Origin of the sequence: Aldersonia sp. NBC_00410, from assembly GCF_026342035.1 — a bacterium.
Classification (GTDB): Bacteria; Actinomycetota; Actinomycetes; order Mycobacteriales; family Mycobacteriaceae; genus Aldersonia.
Genome location: NZ_JAPENM010000003.1, coordinates 226371 through 242978, shown reverse-complemented (window position 1 = coordinate 242978; position 16608 = coordinate 226371). Strand labels below are relative to the sequence as shown.

14 protein-coding genes and 1 pseudogene are annotated in these 16608 nt (G+C 66.5%); 11 read left to right on the top strand and 4 right to left on the bottom strand.

Annotated features, from left to right (window positions below):
• Window positions 1–2: 2 nt before the first annotated feature.
• From leuA to OG921_RS08015, 8 genes and pseudogenes are all read left to right on the top strand, one after another.
• Entirely contained in the window at window positions 3–1799 is a 1797-nt protein-coding gene (gene leuA, locus OG921_RS08045; RefSeq protein ID WP_266111855.1) for a 2-isopropylmalate synthase, read from the top strand.
• 137 nt (window positions 1800–1936) lie between these two features.
• Entirely contained in the window at window positions 1937–2329 is a 393-nt protein-coding gene (locus OG921_RS08040; RefSeq protein WP_266111854.1) for an SHOCT domain-containing protein, read from the top strand.
• 194 nt (window positions 2330–2523) lie between these two features.
• Window positions 2524–3909: an AAA family ATPase gene (locus tag OG921_RS08035; protein WP_266111853.1), complete on the top strand. Its 1386-nt coding sequence runs from the start codon at window positions 2524–2526 to the stop codon at window positions 3907–3909.
• A 195-nt stretch (window positions 3910–4104) separates the two neighbouring features.
• Window positions 4105–4982: pseudogene (locus OG921_RS08030) on the top strand (DUF222 domain-containing protein); the annotation flags it as partial.
• A 49-nt stretch (window positions 4983–5031) separates the two neighbouring features.
• Entirely contained in the window at window positions 5032–5331 is a 300-nt protein-coding gene (locus tag OG921_RS26680) for an HNH endonuclease signature motif containing protein (RefSeq protein WP_353962094.1), read from the top strand.
• 80 nt (window positions 5332–5411) lie between these two features.
• Entirely contained in the window at window positions 5412–6017 is a 606-nt protein-coding gene (locus OG921_RS08025) for a TetR/AcrR family transcriptional regulator (RefSeq protein ID WP_266111852.1), read from the top strand.
• Window positions 6014–7189 carry an NADH:flavin oxidoreductase gene (locus OG921_RS08020; protein ID WP_266111851.1) on the top strand — a complete coding sequence of 392 codons (1176 nt, stop codon included), beginning with the start codon at window positions 6014–6016 and terminating at the stop codon, window positions 7187–7189. Before OG921_RS08025 ends, OG921_RS08020 begins: the two co-directional genes overlap by 4 nt.
• A gap of 160 nt (window positions 7190–7349) precedes the next feature.
• Entirely contained in the window at window positions 7350–8462 is a 1113-nt protein-coding gene (locus OG921_RS08015) for an NDMA-dependent alcohol dehydrogenase (protein WP_266111850.1), read from the top strand.
• Window positions 8463–8482: 20 nt separating this feature from the next.
• On the opposite strand, the gene catC is transcribed toward OG921_RS08015, so the two are convergent.
• The 4 genes from catC to OG921_RS07995 form a co-directional block, all read right to left on the bottom strand.
• Window positions 8483–8767 carry a muconolactone Delta-isomerase gene (catC, locus tag OG921_RS08010; RefSeq protein WP_266111849.1) on the bottom strand — a complete coding sequence of 95 codons (285 nt, stop codon included), beginning with the start codon at window positions 8765–8767 and terminating at the stop codon, window positions 8483–8485.
• The gene (gene catA, locus OG921_RS08005; RefSeq protein WP_266111848.1) at window positions 8767–9627 is read right to left on the bottom strand and encodes a catechol 1,2-dioxygenase; all 861 of its coding nucleotides are present in this window, start codon (window positions 9625–9627) and stop codon (window positions 8767–8769) included. The genes catC and catA overlap by 1 nt, the downstream gene beginning before the upstream one ends.
• Before the next feature lie 67 nt (window positions 9628–9694).
• A complete protein-coding gene (locus OG921_RS08000) occupies window positions 9695–10798 on the bottom strand; it encodes a mandelate racemase/muconate lactonizing enzyme family protein (RefSeq protein WP_266111847.1) in 1104 nt (367 codons plus the stop codon).
• Complete coding sequence (locus OG921_RS07995; protein ID WP_266111846.1) at window positions 10795–11730, bottom strand: LysR family transcriptional regulator; 936 nt, start codon at window positions 11728–11730, stop codon at window positions 10795–10797. Before OG921_RS07995 ends, OG921_RS08000 begins: the two co-directional genes overlap by 4 nt.
• A 225-nt stretch (window positions 11731–11955) precedes the next feature.
• Between OG921_RS07995 and benA the strand changes: the two genes are divergently transcribed.
• The 3 genes from benA to benC are packed head-to-tail and all read left to right on the top strand — an operon-like array spanning window position 11956 to window position 16596.
• Window positions 11956–13362 (top strand): benzoate 1,2-dioxygenase large subunit, encoded by a 1407-nt coding sequence (gene benA, locus OG921_RS07990; protein ID WP_266111845.1) that lies wholly within the window; start codon window positions 11956–11958, stop codon window positions 13360–13362.
• A gap of 4 nt (window positions 13363–13366) precedes the next feature.
• Window positions 13367–13909, top strand: a complete 543-nt coding sequence (gene benB / locus OG921_RS07985) for a benzoate 1,2-dioxygenase small subunit (protein ID WP_266111844.1) — start codon at window positions 13367–13369, stop codon at window positions 13907–13909.
• Between the two features lie 11 nt (window positions 13910–13920).
• Window positions 13921–16596, top strand: a complete 2676-nt coding sequence (gene benC, locus OG921_RS07980) for a benzoate 1,2-dioxygenase electron transfer component BenC (protein WP_266111843.1) — start codon at window positions 13921–13923, stop codon at window positions 16594–16596.
• Window positions 16597–16608: the final 12 nt, after the last annotated feature.

Here is a 16608-nt window from a genome sequence, read left to right as displayed (position 1 = left end):
CCATGTCTCCCGCCGACGCCTTCACCTCCGGTTCGCGCACGATCACCCCGCCGAGCCGATCCGCTCCCGAGGACCAGCCCATCTGGAACCCCCAGAAGAACTCCTCGATGCCGACCTACCGGTACCTGCCGTTCGCCGAAGAGGTCGAGCAGATCTCCGTGCCCGACCGCACCTGGCCGGACAAGATCATCGACCGCGCCCCCGGGTGGTGTGCCGTCGACCTTCGTGACGGCAACCAGGCCCTGATCGATCCGATGAGCCCGGCCCGCAAGCGCCGCATGTTCGACCTGCTCGTCCGGATGGGCTACAAGGAGATCGAGGTCGGCTTCCCGTCCGCGAGCCAGACCGACTTCGACTTCGTCCGCGAGATCATCGAAGAGAACGCGATCCCCGACGACGTGACCATCCAGGTACTGACGCAGTGCCGTCCGGAGCTGATCGAGCGCACCTTCCTCGCGTGCGACGGTGCGCCGAACGTCATCGTGCACTTCTATAACTCGACCTCGATCCTGCAGCGGCGAGTCGTGTTCCGGGCGGACAAGGACGTGATCAAGAAGATCGCGACCGAGGCCGCGCACATGTGCCTGCACGAGCAGCGGAAGTACCCGGACACCAACTGGCGCTACGAGTACTCCCCGGAGTCCTACACCGGCACCGAGTTGTCGTTTGCCAAGGACGTCTGCGACGCGGTGGTCGAGATCATCGACCCGACGCCCGAGCGTCCGATCATCATCAACCTGCCCGCGACCGTCGAGATGGCGACGCCGAACGTGTATGCCGACTCGATCGAGTGGATGAGCCGGAACCTGAACCGGCGCGACTCCATCGTGCTGTCGCTGCATCCGCACAACGATCGTGGCACCGCCGTCGCCGCCGCCGAGCTGGGCTACCAGGCCGGCGCCGACCGCATCGAAGGCTGCCTGTTCGGCAACGGTGAGCGCACCGGCAACGTCTGCCTGGTCACGCTCGGCATGAATCTGTTCTCCCGCGGCGTCGACCCGCAGATCGACTTCTCCGACATCGACGAAATCCGCCGCACCGTCGAGTACTGCAATCAGCTGCCGGTACACGAGCGCCACCCCTACGGCGGCGACCTGGTCTACACCGCCTTCTCGGGCAGCCACCAGGACGCCATCAACAAGGGCTTCGACGTGATGAAGGTCGACGCCGATGACGCGAACACCAGCATCGACAACATGCGCTGGCAGGTCCCATACCTGCCGATCGACCCCAAGGACGTGGGCCGCACCTACGAGGCCGTGATCCGGGTGAACTCGCAGTCCGGCAAGGGCGGCGTTGCGTACATCATGAAGACCGATCACGGTTTGGTCTTGCCGCGCCGGCTGCAGATCGAGTTTTCCCAGGCCGTCCAGAAGCTGACCGACGGCGAGGGCGGCGAGGTCAGCGCGAAGGCGATGTGGGATGTCTTCGCGCAGGAGTACCTGAACCCGATCACGCCGCTGGAGCGGATGCGGCAACAGGTGACCGCGTCGGAGACCGACTGCGGCGTGGACTCGATCACCGCCGTGGTGAAGGTCGACGGCGTGGAGCGCGAGATCTCCGGTTCCGGCGACGGCCCGCTCTCCGCGTTCGTGGACGCGTTGGCCACCGTCGACTACGACGTGCGCGTGCTGGACTACAGCGAGCACGCGATGACCGCAGGCGCCGATGCGCAGGCCGCCGCCTATGTGGAGTGCGCCATCGGGAACACCCTGGTGTGGGGCGTCGGCATCGCGCCCTCGATCACCACTGCATCGCTGCGCGCCGTGGTCTCCGCAGTCAATCGCGCAAACCGCTGAACACTACACCCCTGAAGATGTGTGTCAGCCGTGATCTGGCGCACATCTTTTGGTGGGCGGTTCATCCCCCGCTACGACGAGTTTGGTGGAATAGTTTGTCCCGACAATCAGCCTTGGCTTGAACGGAGCAAACGCGCATGTGGGACTCGTTCTGGGATTTCATCTGGTACACGTTGGTGATCTTCGCCTTCGTGGCGTATCTGATGATCTTGTTCTGGATCCTTACCGACCTGTTCCGCGACCATAAGTTGTCGGGATGGCTGAAGGCGGTGTGGATCGTCTTCTTGATTCTCGTGCCCTGGTTGACCGCGCTGGTTTACCTCATCGCACGTGGTAATGGCATGACACAGCGCAATCTCGAAGCCCAGCAAGTGGCGAAAGCGCAGGCCGACGAATACATCAAGTCCGTCGCTAGCGGGGGAGGCGGCAAGTCCGCGGCCGAGCAGATCTCGGACGCGAAAGCACTCCTCGATGCAGGCACGATCAACGACGCCGAATACGAGCAGTTGAAGGCAAAAGCACTCAGCTGAGTCGCGCAGGTTTTGCCCAATGGGCCACGGTCGAACCTCGGCCGTGGTCCGTTGGCGTTTGCGGCGCTTTTGCGCGAACGGTTGGTTTGCTGCAACCATGGCTGGTTGAGTAATCCGACGCCCGACGCCGCGAACCCGCGCGTCGGGCGCGACGCGTAACCGGCTCGCCAACCCGAGCCTGTTGGGGGATATCCGTGACCAGCGATAACTACGACCCGTCCGTGCCACCGTGGTTGCAGAACCGCGACGACGACGGCGGCAGTAGCGCGCCCGCCAACCCCGAACCCGAGCGCGATCGCGTAGGCCCGCCGCCGTTCGCGGAACCGCCGCAGCGCTACCCGAGCGGACCCGCCGAGCCGTACCGGCCCGCTGCCGCACCGCCGTATGGCCAGTCGACACCGCCGTATGGCCAGCCGGCACCGCCGTATGGCCAGTCGGCGCCGGCGCAGCCGGACTCGCCGCCGCGCCCCGAACCGCAGACCCGCGCCGAAATCACCTCGGACGGCAAGGTCGTGCGGGTGCCCTTCCAAGAGGACCCCGTCGCGGCCAAGTACCAGGCGCCGGCGCAGCCCGAGCACGACGACGCCGGCTACGACTGGGCGCCCGCGGACCCGAATCGGCACCCGGGCGGGCGGCCCGAGGAGATGCCGCAGTCGGTCGACGACCTGCAGCTGCTCAAGCGCGCGCGGCGCGCACCGAGCAGCGGTTGGCGTCGCGCCGTGCACAAGGCCTCCGGCGGAGCCATCAATCCCGGGGAGTCCCCGGCCGACCTGGACCATCGCGATCTCGTGGCCCGGGTCAACCAGCCGGTGTACGGCGACTACCGCATCGCCGTGCTTTCGCTCAAGGGCGGCGTCGGCAAGACCACGACCACGGTCGGACTCGGCTCCACCTTCGCATCTGTGCGCGGCGACCGGGTCATCGCGATCGACGCGAACCCCGACCTCGGCACGCTGGCGCACCGGGTGCCCCGACAAACCCGCTCGACGGTGCGCACATTGCTCGACCAGCCCAACATCGCCCGCTACTCGGATGTCCGCGCGCACACCTCGCAGGCGCCGAGCCGACTCGAGGTGCTGGCCAGCGAACAGGACCCCGCGGTCTCGGAGGCGTTCAGCGAAGCCGACTACCGGGCCGCGATCGCCGTCCTGCAGCAGTACTACAACATCATCCTGACCGACTGCGGCACCGGCCTGATGCACTCGGCGATGTCGGGTGTGCTGGACATGGCGAGTTCGCTCGTGCTGGTGACCTCGCCGGCGATCGACGGCGCCCGCAGCGCGTCCGCGACACTGGACTGGCTCGAGCACCACGGGCACGGCCACCTCGTCGAGCGCACCGTCGTCGTGGTGAACTCCTCGCGAGGCGGGGCGAACTCGGTCGATGTCAACCAGTTGCGCAAACTCTTCCTGGAACGGACCCGCGCGGTGCAGATCGTGCCGTTCGACGAGCACCTCGCCGAGGGCGCCGAAATCGACCTGGAACTGGTCGGCAAGCCGACCAGCCGAGCGCTGCTCGAACTGGCCGCGATGGTCGCCGACGATTTCGCACCCGCGGCCGGGCGGCATCACCAGCACTGACCCGGGCGCGGCGAACTTGTCGGTGCTCGCCGATAGACTTCGAGACATGCTGGGGGCATCGATACTGCGGAGGCGTTGGACGCGCTCGACGCTGCGCTATCGGTGGTCGGAAGTATCGATTTCGACGCGATAAGCAGCGCGGGCCGCCTGGTCGGCCTGCGCCGACTCGAGTCCGTGACCCGGGTGCCCTCGGGCATGGAATACGAAGTGCTGCAATCGTTCCGCGAGCATCGCACGCTCGACGAGTTCGGCGGCGAGAACACTCACCAGGTCGTGGCCGACGCGCTGCGGATTACTCGCGCCGAGGCGAAGAAACGCTTCGACACCGCCGAACAACTGGCCTCGCGCTCCTCGTTCACCGGGGAACCGCTCGCGCCCGAGTTGCCCGCGACCGCGGCCGGAGTCCGCGCCGGCGTGCTCGGCGATCCGCACGTGCAGGTGATCCGCTCGTTCATCAAACACCTGCCGCACGCCATCGACACCGGCACCCGCGAGCAGGCCGAAGCCCAACTCGCCGGGTTCGCCGCCACGATGCGCCCCGACGAACTGCGCAAGATCGCCGACCGGCTCGCGGCCTACCTCAACCCGGATGGCGAGTTCGACGAGATCGACCGCGCCCGCAAAACGCGGGATCTGGCTCGGCAAGCAAGGCGTGGACGGAATGAGCAACCTGACCGGGCGCCTCGACCCCGAAGCACGGGCATATCTCGAGCCGATCTTCGACAAGCTCGCCGCACCCGGAAAATGCAACCCCGACGACGACGCGCCGGTCGTGGACGGGGACCCGACCGAGGAAGACGTGCGGGGCGATCACCGGTCACAAGGCCAGCGACAGCACGATGCGTTCAAGGCGATGTGCCCGTTCCCTGCTGGCCGCCGGCGAGCTGGGGCAGCATCGCGGCCTGCCGGTGACCGCGATCGTGTCCACCACGCTGCGGGATCTGCAGGATCTGGCCGGACACGCCGCGACCGCGGGTGGGTCGCTCTTGCCGATGCGCGATCTGGTCCGCATGGCCGCCCACGCCCACCATTACCTGTTCATTTTCGACGATGTCGAGGGTCGGGTCTGGAACCTGGGGCGGAGCAAGCGGATCGCCTCACCGGACCAGCGGATCGTGCTGCATGCCCGAGACATCGGTTGCAGCTTCCCGGGCCTGCAACCTGCCCGGCTACCGCGCCCAGGTCCACCACGTCCGCGAGTGGTCCGACTGCGGTGCGACCGACATCGAGAACCTGACCTTCGTCTGCCCGTCACATCACAAACTTGCCGGCCCGGGCGAGGACCAGTGGCACACCGAACCCGGCCCGCGCTCACGCACACTCTGGCACCCACCCGAGCATGTCGACCCACGACAACGCCCACGTCGCAACCACTTCCACCACCCAGCCGAGGTACTCACCCGCGACGGCGATCCACCCTGACGCGCCTTGGGCGAGCGGATTGGTTTCAATCAGTGATTGAAACACGGATTGAAACGTGTTCTACTCAACGTGTGCAGACAATGGACAACGCGGCTGTGCCGATCGGCGGCTCCGCCGCCACGCGTGCGCGACTGCTGACCGCGACCGAACGACTCCTGCTCGAACATGGCTATGAGCAGGTCTCGGTGCGCGCGATCTGCACCGCCGCGGGCGCGAACTCGGCCGCGGTGCACTATCACTTCGGCTCCAAGGACAATCTCGTGGCCGAGTTGCTGCAGGCTCGGCTCGGTCCGGTGTGGGCCGAACCGCTGACCGCGGTCGCGCCGGGTGTCACCACGGTGGCCCAGTGCGTGCGCATCATCGTGGCACCACTCGCCGATCTCGCCACCGATCCGGCCGGGCGGCTCTACCTGCATCTACTCGCCCGGATCGTGCTCGGCCGCCGGTCGGTGGCATGGAGCGAGCGCTGGTTCGGCCTGCAACCCTGGGAGGACGTGCTGCGCGCCGAACGTCCCGATCTCGATGGACGCGAGGCCGACCGCCGGTGGATGCTCGCCTTCGAACTGATCCTGCAGCAGTTCGGCGATCCCCTCGCCGGTGACCGGGTGCCGTCGGCGGACGCGGTCGACACACTGTGCGCATTCGTCACCGCGGGTCTGCTCGCCGGATCGGCGGGAAAGCGATGACCGATGTACTCGCCCCGACCACGCTCGGCCCGCTGCGGTTGCGCAACCGGGTGATCAAGGCCGCCACCTTCGAAGGCCGCACGCCAGACGCGCTGGTGACCGACGATCTCATCGAGTTCCACCGCGAAATGGCCGCCGGCGGGGTCGGCATGACGACCATGGCCTATTGCGCGGTCTCGCCCGAGGGACGGACCGACCGACACGCGGTATGGATGCGTCCCGAGGCTGTCCCCGGCCTGCGCCGACTCGCCGACGCGGTACACGCCGAGGGTGCCGCGATGAGCGCACAGCTCGGGCACGCGGGCCCGGTGGCGAACGCGGCGTCGAATCGAGCGAAGGCATATTCGGCGGGCTACATGTTCAACCCGCTCGGCATGCGGCTCACGCGCAAGGCGAAGGAGTCCGATATCGCCCGCATCGTCGCCGCACACGCGGATGCCGCGCGGCACGCCGAGGCGGCCGGATTCGATTGCGTGGAACTGCATTTCGGGCACAACTACCTGATCAGCGCGTTCCTCAGCCCCGCGCTCAACCACCGCAGGGACGGCTATGGCGGCAGCCTGGAAAACCGTGCCCGGGTCGCCCGCCAGGTGGCGCGGGCAGTCCGCGACGCGGTGGGCGGACGATTGGCGATCACCGCGAAACTGAACATGACCGACGGCTACCGCGGCGGCCTTACCGTTGCCGACAGCGTCGAGGTCGCGCGTCTGCTCGAGGCCGACGGCACGCTCGACGCGCTCGAGCTCACTGCAGGCAGTTCACTGATGAACCCGATGTACCTGTTCCACGGCGACGCCCCGCGGCGCGAGTTCGCCGCTGCGCTGCCGATCCCGCAGCGCTGGGGGATGCGGCTGATCGCAAATAAGTTCCTGCGCGAATACCCTTACCACCCTGGCTATTTGCTCGATCATGCACGCGCGTTTCGCACGGCGCTCGACATGCCGCTGATCCTGCTCGGCGGAATCACCGACCGCGAGTCGATGGACACCGCTATGGCGGAGGGCTTCGATTTCGTTGCGATGGGCCGCGCGCTGCTCAAGGAGCCGGACCTGATCAACCGGATCGCCGCCGACCCGACGACGCTGTCCACCTGCATCCACTGCAACAAATGCATGCCGACGATCTACACCCGGACACACTGCGTCTACGCCGAGCCGGCACCGCACGGCTGAACTGCCCGAACCCTGGCGGGAGACCCGTCCGGTGTGGCATGTTGAATATCGAACCAATCCGGCCGACTGCGGCGGCCGCTTCCCCGGACCCTTCGTCCTCGGTCCCATCGTCGGCAGTTCCGATCCGGAGCTCGATTCGCCGAGAGAGGAAACCCCCGCGATGAAGACCAAAGCCGCCGTACTGATCGGTGCGGGAAAGCCGTTCGAAATCACCGAGCTCGATCTCGACGGCCCCAAGGAAGGCGAGGTACTGATCAAATACGCCGCCGCCGGGCTCTGCCACTCCGACCTGCACCTGACCGACGGTGATCTACCGCCCCGCTACCCGATGGTCGGCGGGCACGAGGGCTCGGGTGTCATCGAAGATGTCGGTCCGGGCGTCACGAAGGTGAAGCCGGGCGATCATGTGGTCTGCAGCTTCATCCCGAACTGCGGCACCTGCCGTTACTGCTCCACCGGGAGGCAGTCGCTCTGCGATATGGGCGCGACGATTCTGGAAGGCATGCTGCCGGACGGCACCTTCCGATTCCACAGTGGTGGAGAGGATTTCGGTGGAATGTGCATGCTCGGCACCTTCTCCGAACGCTCGACCATTTCGCAGCACTCGGTGGTGAAGGTGGACGACTGGCTCCCATTGGACAAGGCGGTGCTGGTCGGCTGCGGCGTGCCGACGGGCTGGGGATCGGCGGTCTACACCGGTGGCGTGCACCCCGGGGACACCGTCGTCATCTACGGCATCGGCGGTATCGGTATCAACTCCGTGCAGGGTGCTATCCATGCCGGGGCGAAGTACGTCGTCGTGGTGGATCCGGTTGCCTTCAAACGGGATACCGCACTGTCCTTCGGCGCCAGCCATGCTTTCGCGGATGCCGCGGCGGCCCAGGAGAAGATCACCGAACTCACCTGGGGCCAGGGCGCCGACGTGGCCATCGTGACCGTCGGAACCGTCGAAGAGGAGGTCGTCTCGGCGTCGATCGCGGCGATCGGCAAAGGCGGCACGGTGGTGCTGACCGGCCTCGCCAGCCCGGAGAAGTTCACCGTGCACTGGCCGGGTATCGATCTGACGCTCAACGAGAAGACCATCAAGGGCAGCCTGTTCGGCTCCGCGAACCCGCAGTACGACATCGTCCGGTTGCTGCGCCTCTACGACGCCGGTCAGCTCAAGCTCGACGAGCTGGTCACCACCACCTACACGCTCGAGCAGGTCAACGAGGGTTACCAGGATCTACGGGACGGCAAGAACATTCGCGGGGTGATTCTGCACGACAACTGAACTGCGAAGACCCCTCGGCGTCACTCCGCGGCGATGTCCGAGGGGTGCGTTGCCAGCGGCGTCACCGCGATGTCCATATACGGAAACAGCGGCAGCCCGGAGAGGATGGTGTGCAGTTCGTCGTGCGACTCGACATCGAAAATCGAATAGTTCGAGTACTCCCCGACGATTCGCCAGATATGCGGCCACTTCCCGGCCCGTTGCAGCTGCTGCGAGTACGCCTTCTCCCGCGCGACGGTCTCGGCCCGGGTCTCCGGGTCGAGATCGTGCGGGATACGGACGTCCATCCGTACGTGGTAGAGCATCAGCTCTCCGGATCGAGCACGAAGCCGTAGTCGATCGTGTAGCCGCCCTTCTCGGCGGGCTTCGGATCGAGGATCAGCTCCGGCTTGACCGCATCGGCGACATCGTCGTCATTGTGCGCGTCGCCCGGGAAATACAGCTGGGCAGTGAGCAATTCGTGGCCGGGGGCGGACACCTTCACGTGCAGGTGCGCCGGACGCCACGGATGCCAGCCGGCCGCCGAGATCAGCTTGCCGCAGGACCCGTCGGTCGGGATCATGTAGGGCGCCGGGCGGATCGTGGTGATCTCGAACTTGCCGTCCGCATCGGTGGAGAAGGTGCCGCGCAGATTCCACTCGGGGATGTCGGGGGCGAACTGCGAGTAGAAGCCGTCGTTGTCGGCGTGCCACAGTTCGACCTTGCCCGCCAACGGCTTTCCGTCGGTGGAGGTGATCCGGCCGGTCCACACCAGCGGGTCGCCGTCCTCGTTGTCGCGCATCGGGATCGTGCCAGTCGCGCCCTGCTCCGGTGCGTCGGGCGCGTAGTACGGACCCTCGATGGTGCCCTTGTTGCCCGTGCGGTGCGAGGTGTTGACCTCCTCGACCACGTGCTCGACCCACACGTCGAGGAACAGCGGCCACTCGCCGTCTTCGCCGACCTGGATCAGCCACGCCTTGAGCGCGTTGTACTCGTCGTAGCTGACGTTGTGCTTGCGAATGGTCGAGTGCACCGCCGCGAGCACCTCGCGAGCGAGAGTGTTCACGCGCTCCGGCGGGGTGTCCTTGACGGCCTCGAACGGCGACTTGTCGGCGTGGAAGCGCTCGGTCGCGGACGCGCCGGACGCTGCGGCGGTGGCTTCGGTGGGATGTTCCATCGTGGTCATTGCGTTCTCCTTGATTGTTCTTTCCTCGCAAGGCTGTTGACGAGGGAGGGAGCTGTACGGGGATCGCTCAGCGGTCGCTTCGGTAGCGGGTGAGCTTGTCGGGATCCACCCGGATACCGATTCCGGCGCCGGGTGGACGGTGCAGATATCCGTTGCGGATCTGCAGCGGTTCGGTGAGCAGGTCGTCGCTCATGTCGAGGAAGTTGGACAGTTCGCCCGCCCGGCGTGAGGTGAGCGCGTAGGCCGAGCCGAACGCGAGGGTGCACGCCGTGCCGATCTGCCCGTCGATCTGGTTGCCCATCACCACTTCGAGCCCCATCCCCTCGGCCAGGTGGTGGATGCGCTGCGAATCGGTGAACCCGGTCCGCGCGGTTTTGATGCTGATCGCGGTTGCCGCGCCGGCGAGCACCTCACGGGTCACGTCCGCGGCGGTCGGCACCGACTCGTCGGCGATGAACGGAATGTCGAGCTTCTGCACGAGCCAGCGGCGGCCGAGCACATCATCGGCGGGACACAACTCCTCGGCGAAAAGCAGGTCGAGATCGGCCATCTCGGCCATCGCGCGCTGCGACTCCGACGCCGTCCAGCCGCGGTTGCCATCGACGTAGAGCTCGACCTCGCTGCCGAAGCGTTCGCGCAGCGCCCGCACCACCGCGGTGTCCAGGGTGACCGGCCTGCGACCGACCTTCACCTTGAAGGTGCTGATGCCGAAGGTGTCTCGCATCCGCTCGGCGTCGGCGACCATCTTGTCCGGGGTGTCGAAGCCGAGCATGTGGCTGACCCGCAACCGGTCGGTGAATCCACCGAGCAGATCGGCGACCGGCAATTCGAGCGTCTGCCCGAGCGCGTCCCAGATCGCCATGTCGATGGCCGCTTTGGCGGTCGGATTGCCGATGGTCCGGGCGAGCCGGCCGCGCACCACTTCGCGTTCGAGCAGCGGCAGGCCGACCACCTGCGCGGTGAACACGTCTTCGATCACCGCGACGATGCCGCGCTGAGTCTCGCCGTAGGTGAACGGACGGGCAGGCGCCTCGGCGATGCCCACGATGCCGTCGTCGGTATGCACCCGCACCAGTACGTGTTCGGCGACGGCCACCTCGCCGGAGGCGAACTTCAGCGGTTTCGAGTAGGGAATGGCGAACGGGATCGCCTCGACCCGGGTGATCTTCACAGCAAACCTCCAGAATGCAGCGGCGCGTCCGGCAGGTTCGCCGAGATCGCTCCGGTTTCGAATGCGGCGGCCACGACGGCGACCACGGCATCGACGACCGGGTTGTCGGTGTCGCGGCGCCAGGCCAGCGCAAGGTCGACGGTGCCCGCGTCGACGAGTTCGCGGACGACCAGGCCGTCGAGCGGGAGTGCGCGCACCGAACCGGGCACGACCGCGATGCCGAGGCCGGCGGTCACCAGCGCGAGCAGCACGGCGGTGCCCGCGGCGTCATGTTCGCGCTGCGGGGCGAAACCCGCCTCCCGGCAACTGCGGATGACCGCTTCGTTCACCGCTGAGTCGCGATTGCCGTACATCACGAACGGTTCGTTGCGCAGGTCGGTCATCGACACGACGGGTTCGACCGCCAACCGGTGATCGACCGGCACGGCGAGCACGAGCGGCTCGACGTCGATGGTGCGGATTTCGATGTCGTCGCCGATGGCCGGTGGGCGCAGCAACCCGATGTCGAGGGATCCGGTGCGCAGGCACTCGGACTGCTCGGGGGTCAGCATGTCGGCGCGAATATGCAGCGCAACGTCCGGCAGCTCACGCTTGACGACGCGCGCGATGCGCGGCAGATGGGAGAAGGCCGCGGTGCCGGTGAGGCCGACGCGCACGAGACCGCTGCGTCCGGCTGCGATGCGCCGCACCCCGCGCACTGCCTCGTCGACCTCGGTGAGGATGCGCCGCACCTCGCCGTACAGGTACTCGCCTGCGACCGTCGGGGTCACCTGCCGCGTGGTCCGGGTGAACAGCGCAACGTCGAGTTCGGTTTCGAGCTGGCGAATCGCATACGAGAGCGCCGGCTGGGCCACGTGCAACTGTGCGGCCGCCCGCCCGAAATGGCAGGTCTCGGCCACCGCTGCGAAGTAGCGAAGGTGACGAAGCTCCATGAGGTGTCTGCACTCTCTGCACTAGTGGGTGTCCGCCGTACTGTGATCGGCGCCACGTGACAATCACGCTACGACCGAGATACATACATGACAAGGACATAGTTTCGCTCTATTGATCGATGCTCTTTATCAATAAGTGCCCAGGTCAGGACTGGCAATTCCCCTAGTGTGACGGCCGACACTGCGTGCGACGGTGCAATGAACGCATAAACCGGAGGAGATCCCATGACCACCGCACCCGCCCATCCGACACCGCTCCCCACCCACCTGGGCCACGTCTCGTCGGTGCTCTCCGACGCGGTGATCGACGACCGGCAGGCCGGCATCTACCGCGCCAACCGTCGAATCTTCACCGACCAGGAGATCTTCGAACTCGAGATGAAACACATCTTCGAGGGCAACTGGCTCTACCTGGCGCACGAGAGCCAGCTGCCGAACCCGGGCGACTACTTCACCACTTATATGGGCCGCCAGCCCGTGGTGATCACCCGGGACAAGCAGGGCGAGGTGCACCTGCTGATCAACGCCTGCGCGCACCGCGGCGCCATGATCTGCCGCCGCAAAACCGACAACCGGATGACGCTGACCTGCCCGTTCCACGGCTGGACGTTCCGCAACGACGGCACGCTGCTCAAGGTGAAAGACCCCGACGGCGCCGGCTACCCGGACACCTTCGACGTCAACGGGTCACACAACCTGACCAAGGTCGCCCGTTTCGAAAACTACCGCGGCTTCCTGTTCGGCAGCCTCAACCCCGACGTCACCACCCTCGCCGAGCACCTCGGCGACACCACCAAGATCATCGACATGCTCGTCGACCAGTCGCCCGAGGGCCTGGAGGTATTGCGCGGATCATCGAGCTACACCTACGACGGCAACTGGAAAGTGCAGGCCGAGAACGGCGCCGACGGCTACCACGTCACCGCGACGCACTGGAACTACGCGGCAACCACGTCCCGGCGCGGCACCGGTGAGTCGAAGAACGAAACCAAGGCGCTCGACGCGGGCGGCTGGGGCAAGTCGGGCGGGGGCTACTGGTCCTACCCGAACGGCCACCTCTGCCTGTGGACCTGGGCGGCCAACCCACAGGACCGTCCACTCTTCGACAAACTCGACCTGCTCAAGGAAAAGTTTGGCGACGCCAAGGGCGACTTCATGGTGCGCGGCTCGCGCAACCTGTGCCTCTACCCGAATGTCTATCTGATGGACCAGTTTTCGACGCAGATCCGGCACTTTCGCCCGATCGCACCGGACAAGACCGAAGTCACCATCTACTGCATCGCACCCAAAGGCGAAAGCGATACGGCACGCGCACACCGGATCCGGCAGTACGAGGACTTCTTCAACGCCTCCGGCATGGCCACACCCGACGACCTGGAGGAATTCCGGTCCTGCCAGTTGACCTTCCGGGCCGAGGCCGCGCCCTGGAACGACATGAGCCGCGGCGCGCAGCACTGGCTGTCCGGGCCGGACGAGGTCGCCGAGTCCCTCGATATGCACGGCGTGATCTCGGCCGGTGTCAAGAACGAGGACGAGGGGCTGTACCCGGTCCAGCACGGGTACTGGCTCGAGACCATGCAACACGCACTGGCCAGCGAAGAAAGCGCCGCCGGCGCAGAGGCAAGGAGCTGAACCGATGACCACCGCACAGCCCACCACGCCCGGCTCGGCCGATACCGTCGGCGGCAAGCTCATCACCCAGAACGTGATCGAGCAGTTTCTCTACCGCGAGGCCCGCTATCTCGACGATCGTGAATTCGAGAAATGGCTCGAGTGTTACGCCGACGACGTCGTCTACTGGATGCCGTCCTGGGACGACAACGACCGCCTCGTCGAGGATCCGCAGCGCGACATCTCGCTGATCTACTACGCCAACAAGGGTGGACTCGAGGACCGGGTGTTCCGTATCCGTACCGAACGCTCTTCGGCGACATCGCTACCCGAGCCCCGGACCAGCCACAACATCGCCAACGTCGAAGTGATCGAGCGCCGCGGCGACATCGTGGATATCCGGTTCAACTGGCACACCATGTATTTCCGCTACAAGACCATCGACCCGTATTACGGGACCTCGTTCTACACCATCGACTTCGCCGGTGACCAGCCGCTGATCCGGCGCAAGACGGTGGTCCTGAAGAACGACTACATCCACCACGTGGTGGATATCTACCACATCTGAGCGGGTGCCACATGACCATCACACACGATTTCGATATCCGTGAAAGCGACTCTGTTAAAACATCTTCCGATGAATCGAGTGGTGCTGCGCCGACGCACCAGATCGCGCTCGGCTTCGAGGACGGCGTCACCCGCTTCATCACCTGTCGTGAGGATCAGACCGTCGCCGACGCGTCCTATCGGCAGCGCATCAACATTCCGCTGGACTGCCGCGACGGTGCCTGCGGCACCTGCAAGGCGTTGTGCGAATCGGGCAGCTTCGACGGCGGCACCTACATCGAGGACGCGCTGTCCGACGACGAGGCCGCGTCCGGATACGTGCTGCCGTGTTCGATGAAGCCGCGTTCGGACCTCGTCCTGCAGATCGCGAGCACATCCGATATCGCCAAGACGCAGGCTGCCACCTGCACCGCCACCATCGTCGAATTGCAGCGCTTGTCCTCGACCACTGTCTCGCTCACGGTGGAGATTCCGAACCGGTCCGAATTGGCTTTCCTGCCCGGCCAGTACGTGAACATCGCGGTGCCCGGCACGGACGTCACCCGTTCGTACTCGTTCAGCAACGCACCCGACGAGCCGCAGCTGTCCTTCCTCGTCAAGCTGACCGAGGGCGGCGCGATGTCGACGTATCTGACCGAGCGCGCGGCGGTCGGCGACACGCTCGAGTTCACCGGTCCGCACGGCTCGTTCTTCCTGCGCGAGGCGGTCCGGCCGATCCTGTTGCTGGCCGGCGGAACGGGGCTCGCACCGATCCTGTCGATTCTGGGCAAGCTGCGCGCCGACGGGATCCGCCGCAAGGTCCATCTCATCTACGGCGTCAGCACCGACGAAGACCTGGTCGGCATCGACCGGATCGAAGAGATCGGCGCCGACCTGCCCGGATTCACCTGGAACCACTGCGTTTCCGACCCGGCGAGCACCGCGGCCAACAAGGGCTACGTGATGAGCCTGCTCGAACCCGGGCAGCTCTACGACGGCGATGTCGCGATCTACCTGTGCGGCCCACCGCCGATGGTGGAGGCCGTCCGCAAGCACGTCGGTGATGCCGGGATCGAACCGGTCGGGTTCTACTACGAGAAATTCGCGCTCGCCGCCGCTCCCGGCAAGCCGGAGCCGACCGAGGTCCCGCCCGCCGCGGACGCCACTCGGGTCCCGGCAGCACAAGCCCCGCCCGCCGAGGCTCCACCTGCCGTGGCCGTCGCCGACGACACCGCGCGGCTCATCGCCGGGCAGCACCTCTGGCCGGTGGACCCGGCGACGGCCGACCTGCCTGCCCGCGCCGTGCTCGACGACGACCTCGAATTGGTGTTCTCCCCCGCCCGGTCCATCGCCGGGCAGGAGCTGTTCGCGGCGGTCGCAGAACCAGCCGCGCCGGAACCCCGCGAGCCGGAAACGACCTCCACGATCGGCTCGCAGGGCTATCAGATCGGCGAGGAGCATCCGGCGATCCACGAGTCCGACGCCCTCTTCGAGGCACGCGCCGCGCTCGAACTCGGCGCGCTGGAGTTGACGCTCGGTCGGCTCAGCACCAGGCAGCTGGCCGGCTACCGACTGCTCGCGGACGCGACGGTCCCCTATGTCGACGGCGACCGCTTCGTCGACGCGGTCGAATACACCGAGACCAACGCCGCTTTCCACGACTATCTGTTCACCCTGACCGGCAACGACCATCTGCTCGAGGCGTACAAGGCGCTCGGGGTGAAGGGTCGCATGACCGATGTGCTGCGCAACGCGACGTGGTGCCATCCGCTGTGCGCCCAGGACCACGTGGACATCGTCACGGCGTTCGAGGCCGGTGACCGCACCGCCGCCCGCGCACTGATCGCCGCGCACGCCGACCGCTCGAAGCAAACCATGCGCCGGGCGATGGCCGATGCGGCGCAAGCGCGGCGACCGATGTTCGTGACGCCGGGCCGGTTCGCCGGCAAGGTCGTCGTCGTCACCGGCGCCGCCCAGGGTATCGGCGAGCGGGCGGCTCGACGGATCAGCGCCGAAGGTGGCCGGCTGGTGCTGGTCGACCGGTCGGATCTGGTGCGCGACTTGTCTTCCGAGCTGGGTGTCGGCGGCCCGGACGCGATCGCCGTGACGGCTGATCTCGAAACCTACAACGGCGCCACGGATGTGGTGCGCGAAGCGTTGTCGAAGTTCGGCCGGATCGACGTGCTGATCAACAACGTCGGTGGCGCGATCAACTTCAAACCGTTCACCGAGTTCACCGACGACCAGATCCGTGCGGAGATCGACCGTTCGCTGATGACCACGCTCTACGCCTGCCGGGCGGCGTTGCCGTCGATGGTGGAACGCGGCGCGGGCGTCATCGTCAACGTCTCGTCCGCCGCCACCCGCGGCATCCACCGGATTCCGTATTCGGCGGCGAAGGGCGGCATCAACGCGATCACCGCGTCGCTCGCCGTCGAGTACGCCGACGCCGGTATCCGGGTGGTCGCGACCGCACCCGGCGGCACCGAGGCGCCCCCACGCCGGATATCCCGTGGCACCCCGGCGCCGGCGAACGAGACCGAACAAGCGTGGTTCCAGGCGCATATCGACCAAACCATCGACTCGTCACTGCTGAAGCGCTACGGCACCCTGGACGAACAGGCCGCCGCGATCTGCTTCCTCGCCTCCGACGAGGCATCCTACATCACCGGGAGCGTCTTGCCGGTGGCCGGCGGCGATCCGGGCTGACGGGTCGATCTC

Coding starts and splice junctions, on each gene's coding strand:
- leuA (WP_266111855.1), top strand. CDS start 3: ATGTCTCCCGCCGACGCCTTCACCTCCGGTTCGCGCACGATCACCCCG.
- OG921_RS08040 (WP_266111854.1), top strand. CDS start 1,937: ATGTGGGACTCGTTCTGGGATTTCATCTGGTACACGTTGGTGATCTTC.
- OG921_RS26680 (WP_353962094.1), top strand. CDS start 5,032: ATGCCCGAGACATCGGTTGCAGCTTCCCGGGCCTGCAACCTGCCCGGC.
- OG921_RS08025 (WP_266111852.1), top strand. CDS start 5,412: ATGGACAACGCGGCTGTGCCGATCGGCGGCTCCGCCGCCACGCGTGCG.
- OG921_RS08020 (WP_266111851.1), top strand. CDS start 6,014: ATGACCGATGTACTCGCCCCGACCACGCTCGGCCCGCTGCGGTTGCGC.
- OG921_RS08015 (WP_266111850.1), top strand. CDS start 7,350: ATGAAGACCAAAGCCGCCGTACTGATCGGTGCGGGAAAGCCGTTCGAA.
- catC (WP_266111849.1), bottom strand. CDS start 8,767: ATGCTCTACCACGTACGGATGGACGTCCGTATCCCGCACGATCTCGAC.
- catA (WP_266111848.1), bottom strand. CDS start 9,627: ATGACCACGATGGAACATCCCACCGAAGCCACCGCCGCAGCGTCCGGC.
- OG921_RS07995 (WP_266111846.1), bottom strand. CDS start 11,730: ATGGAGCTTCGTCACCTTCGCTACTTCGCAGCGGTGGCCGAGACCTGC.
- benA (WP_266111845.1), top strand. CDS start 11,956: ATGACCACCGCACCCGCCCATCCGACACCGCTCCCCACCCACCTGGGC.
- benB (WP_266111844.1), top strand. CDS start 13,367: ATGACCACCGCACAGCCCACCACGCCCGGCTCGGCCGATACCGTCGGC.
- benC (WP_266111843.1), top strand. CDS start 13,921: ATGACCATCACACACGATTTCGATATCCGTGAAAGCGACTCTGTTAAA.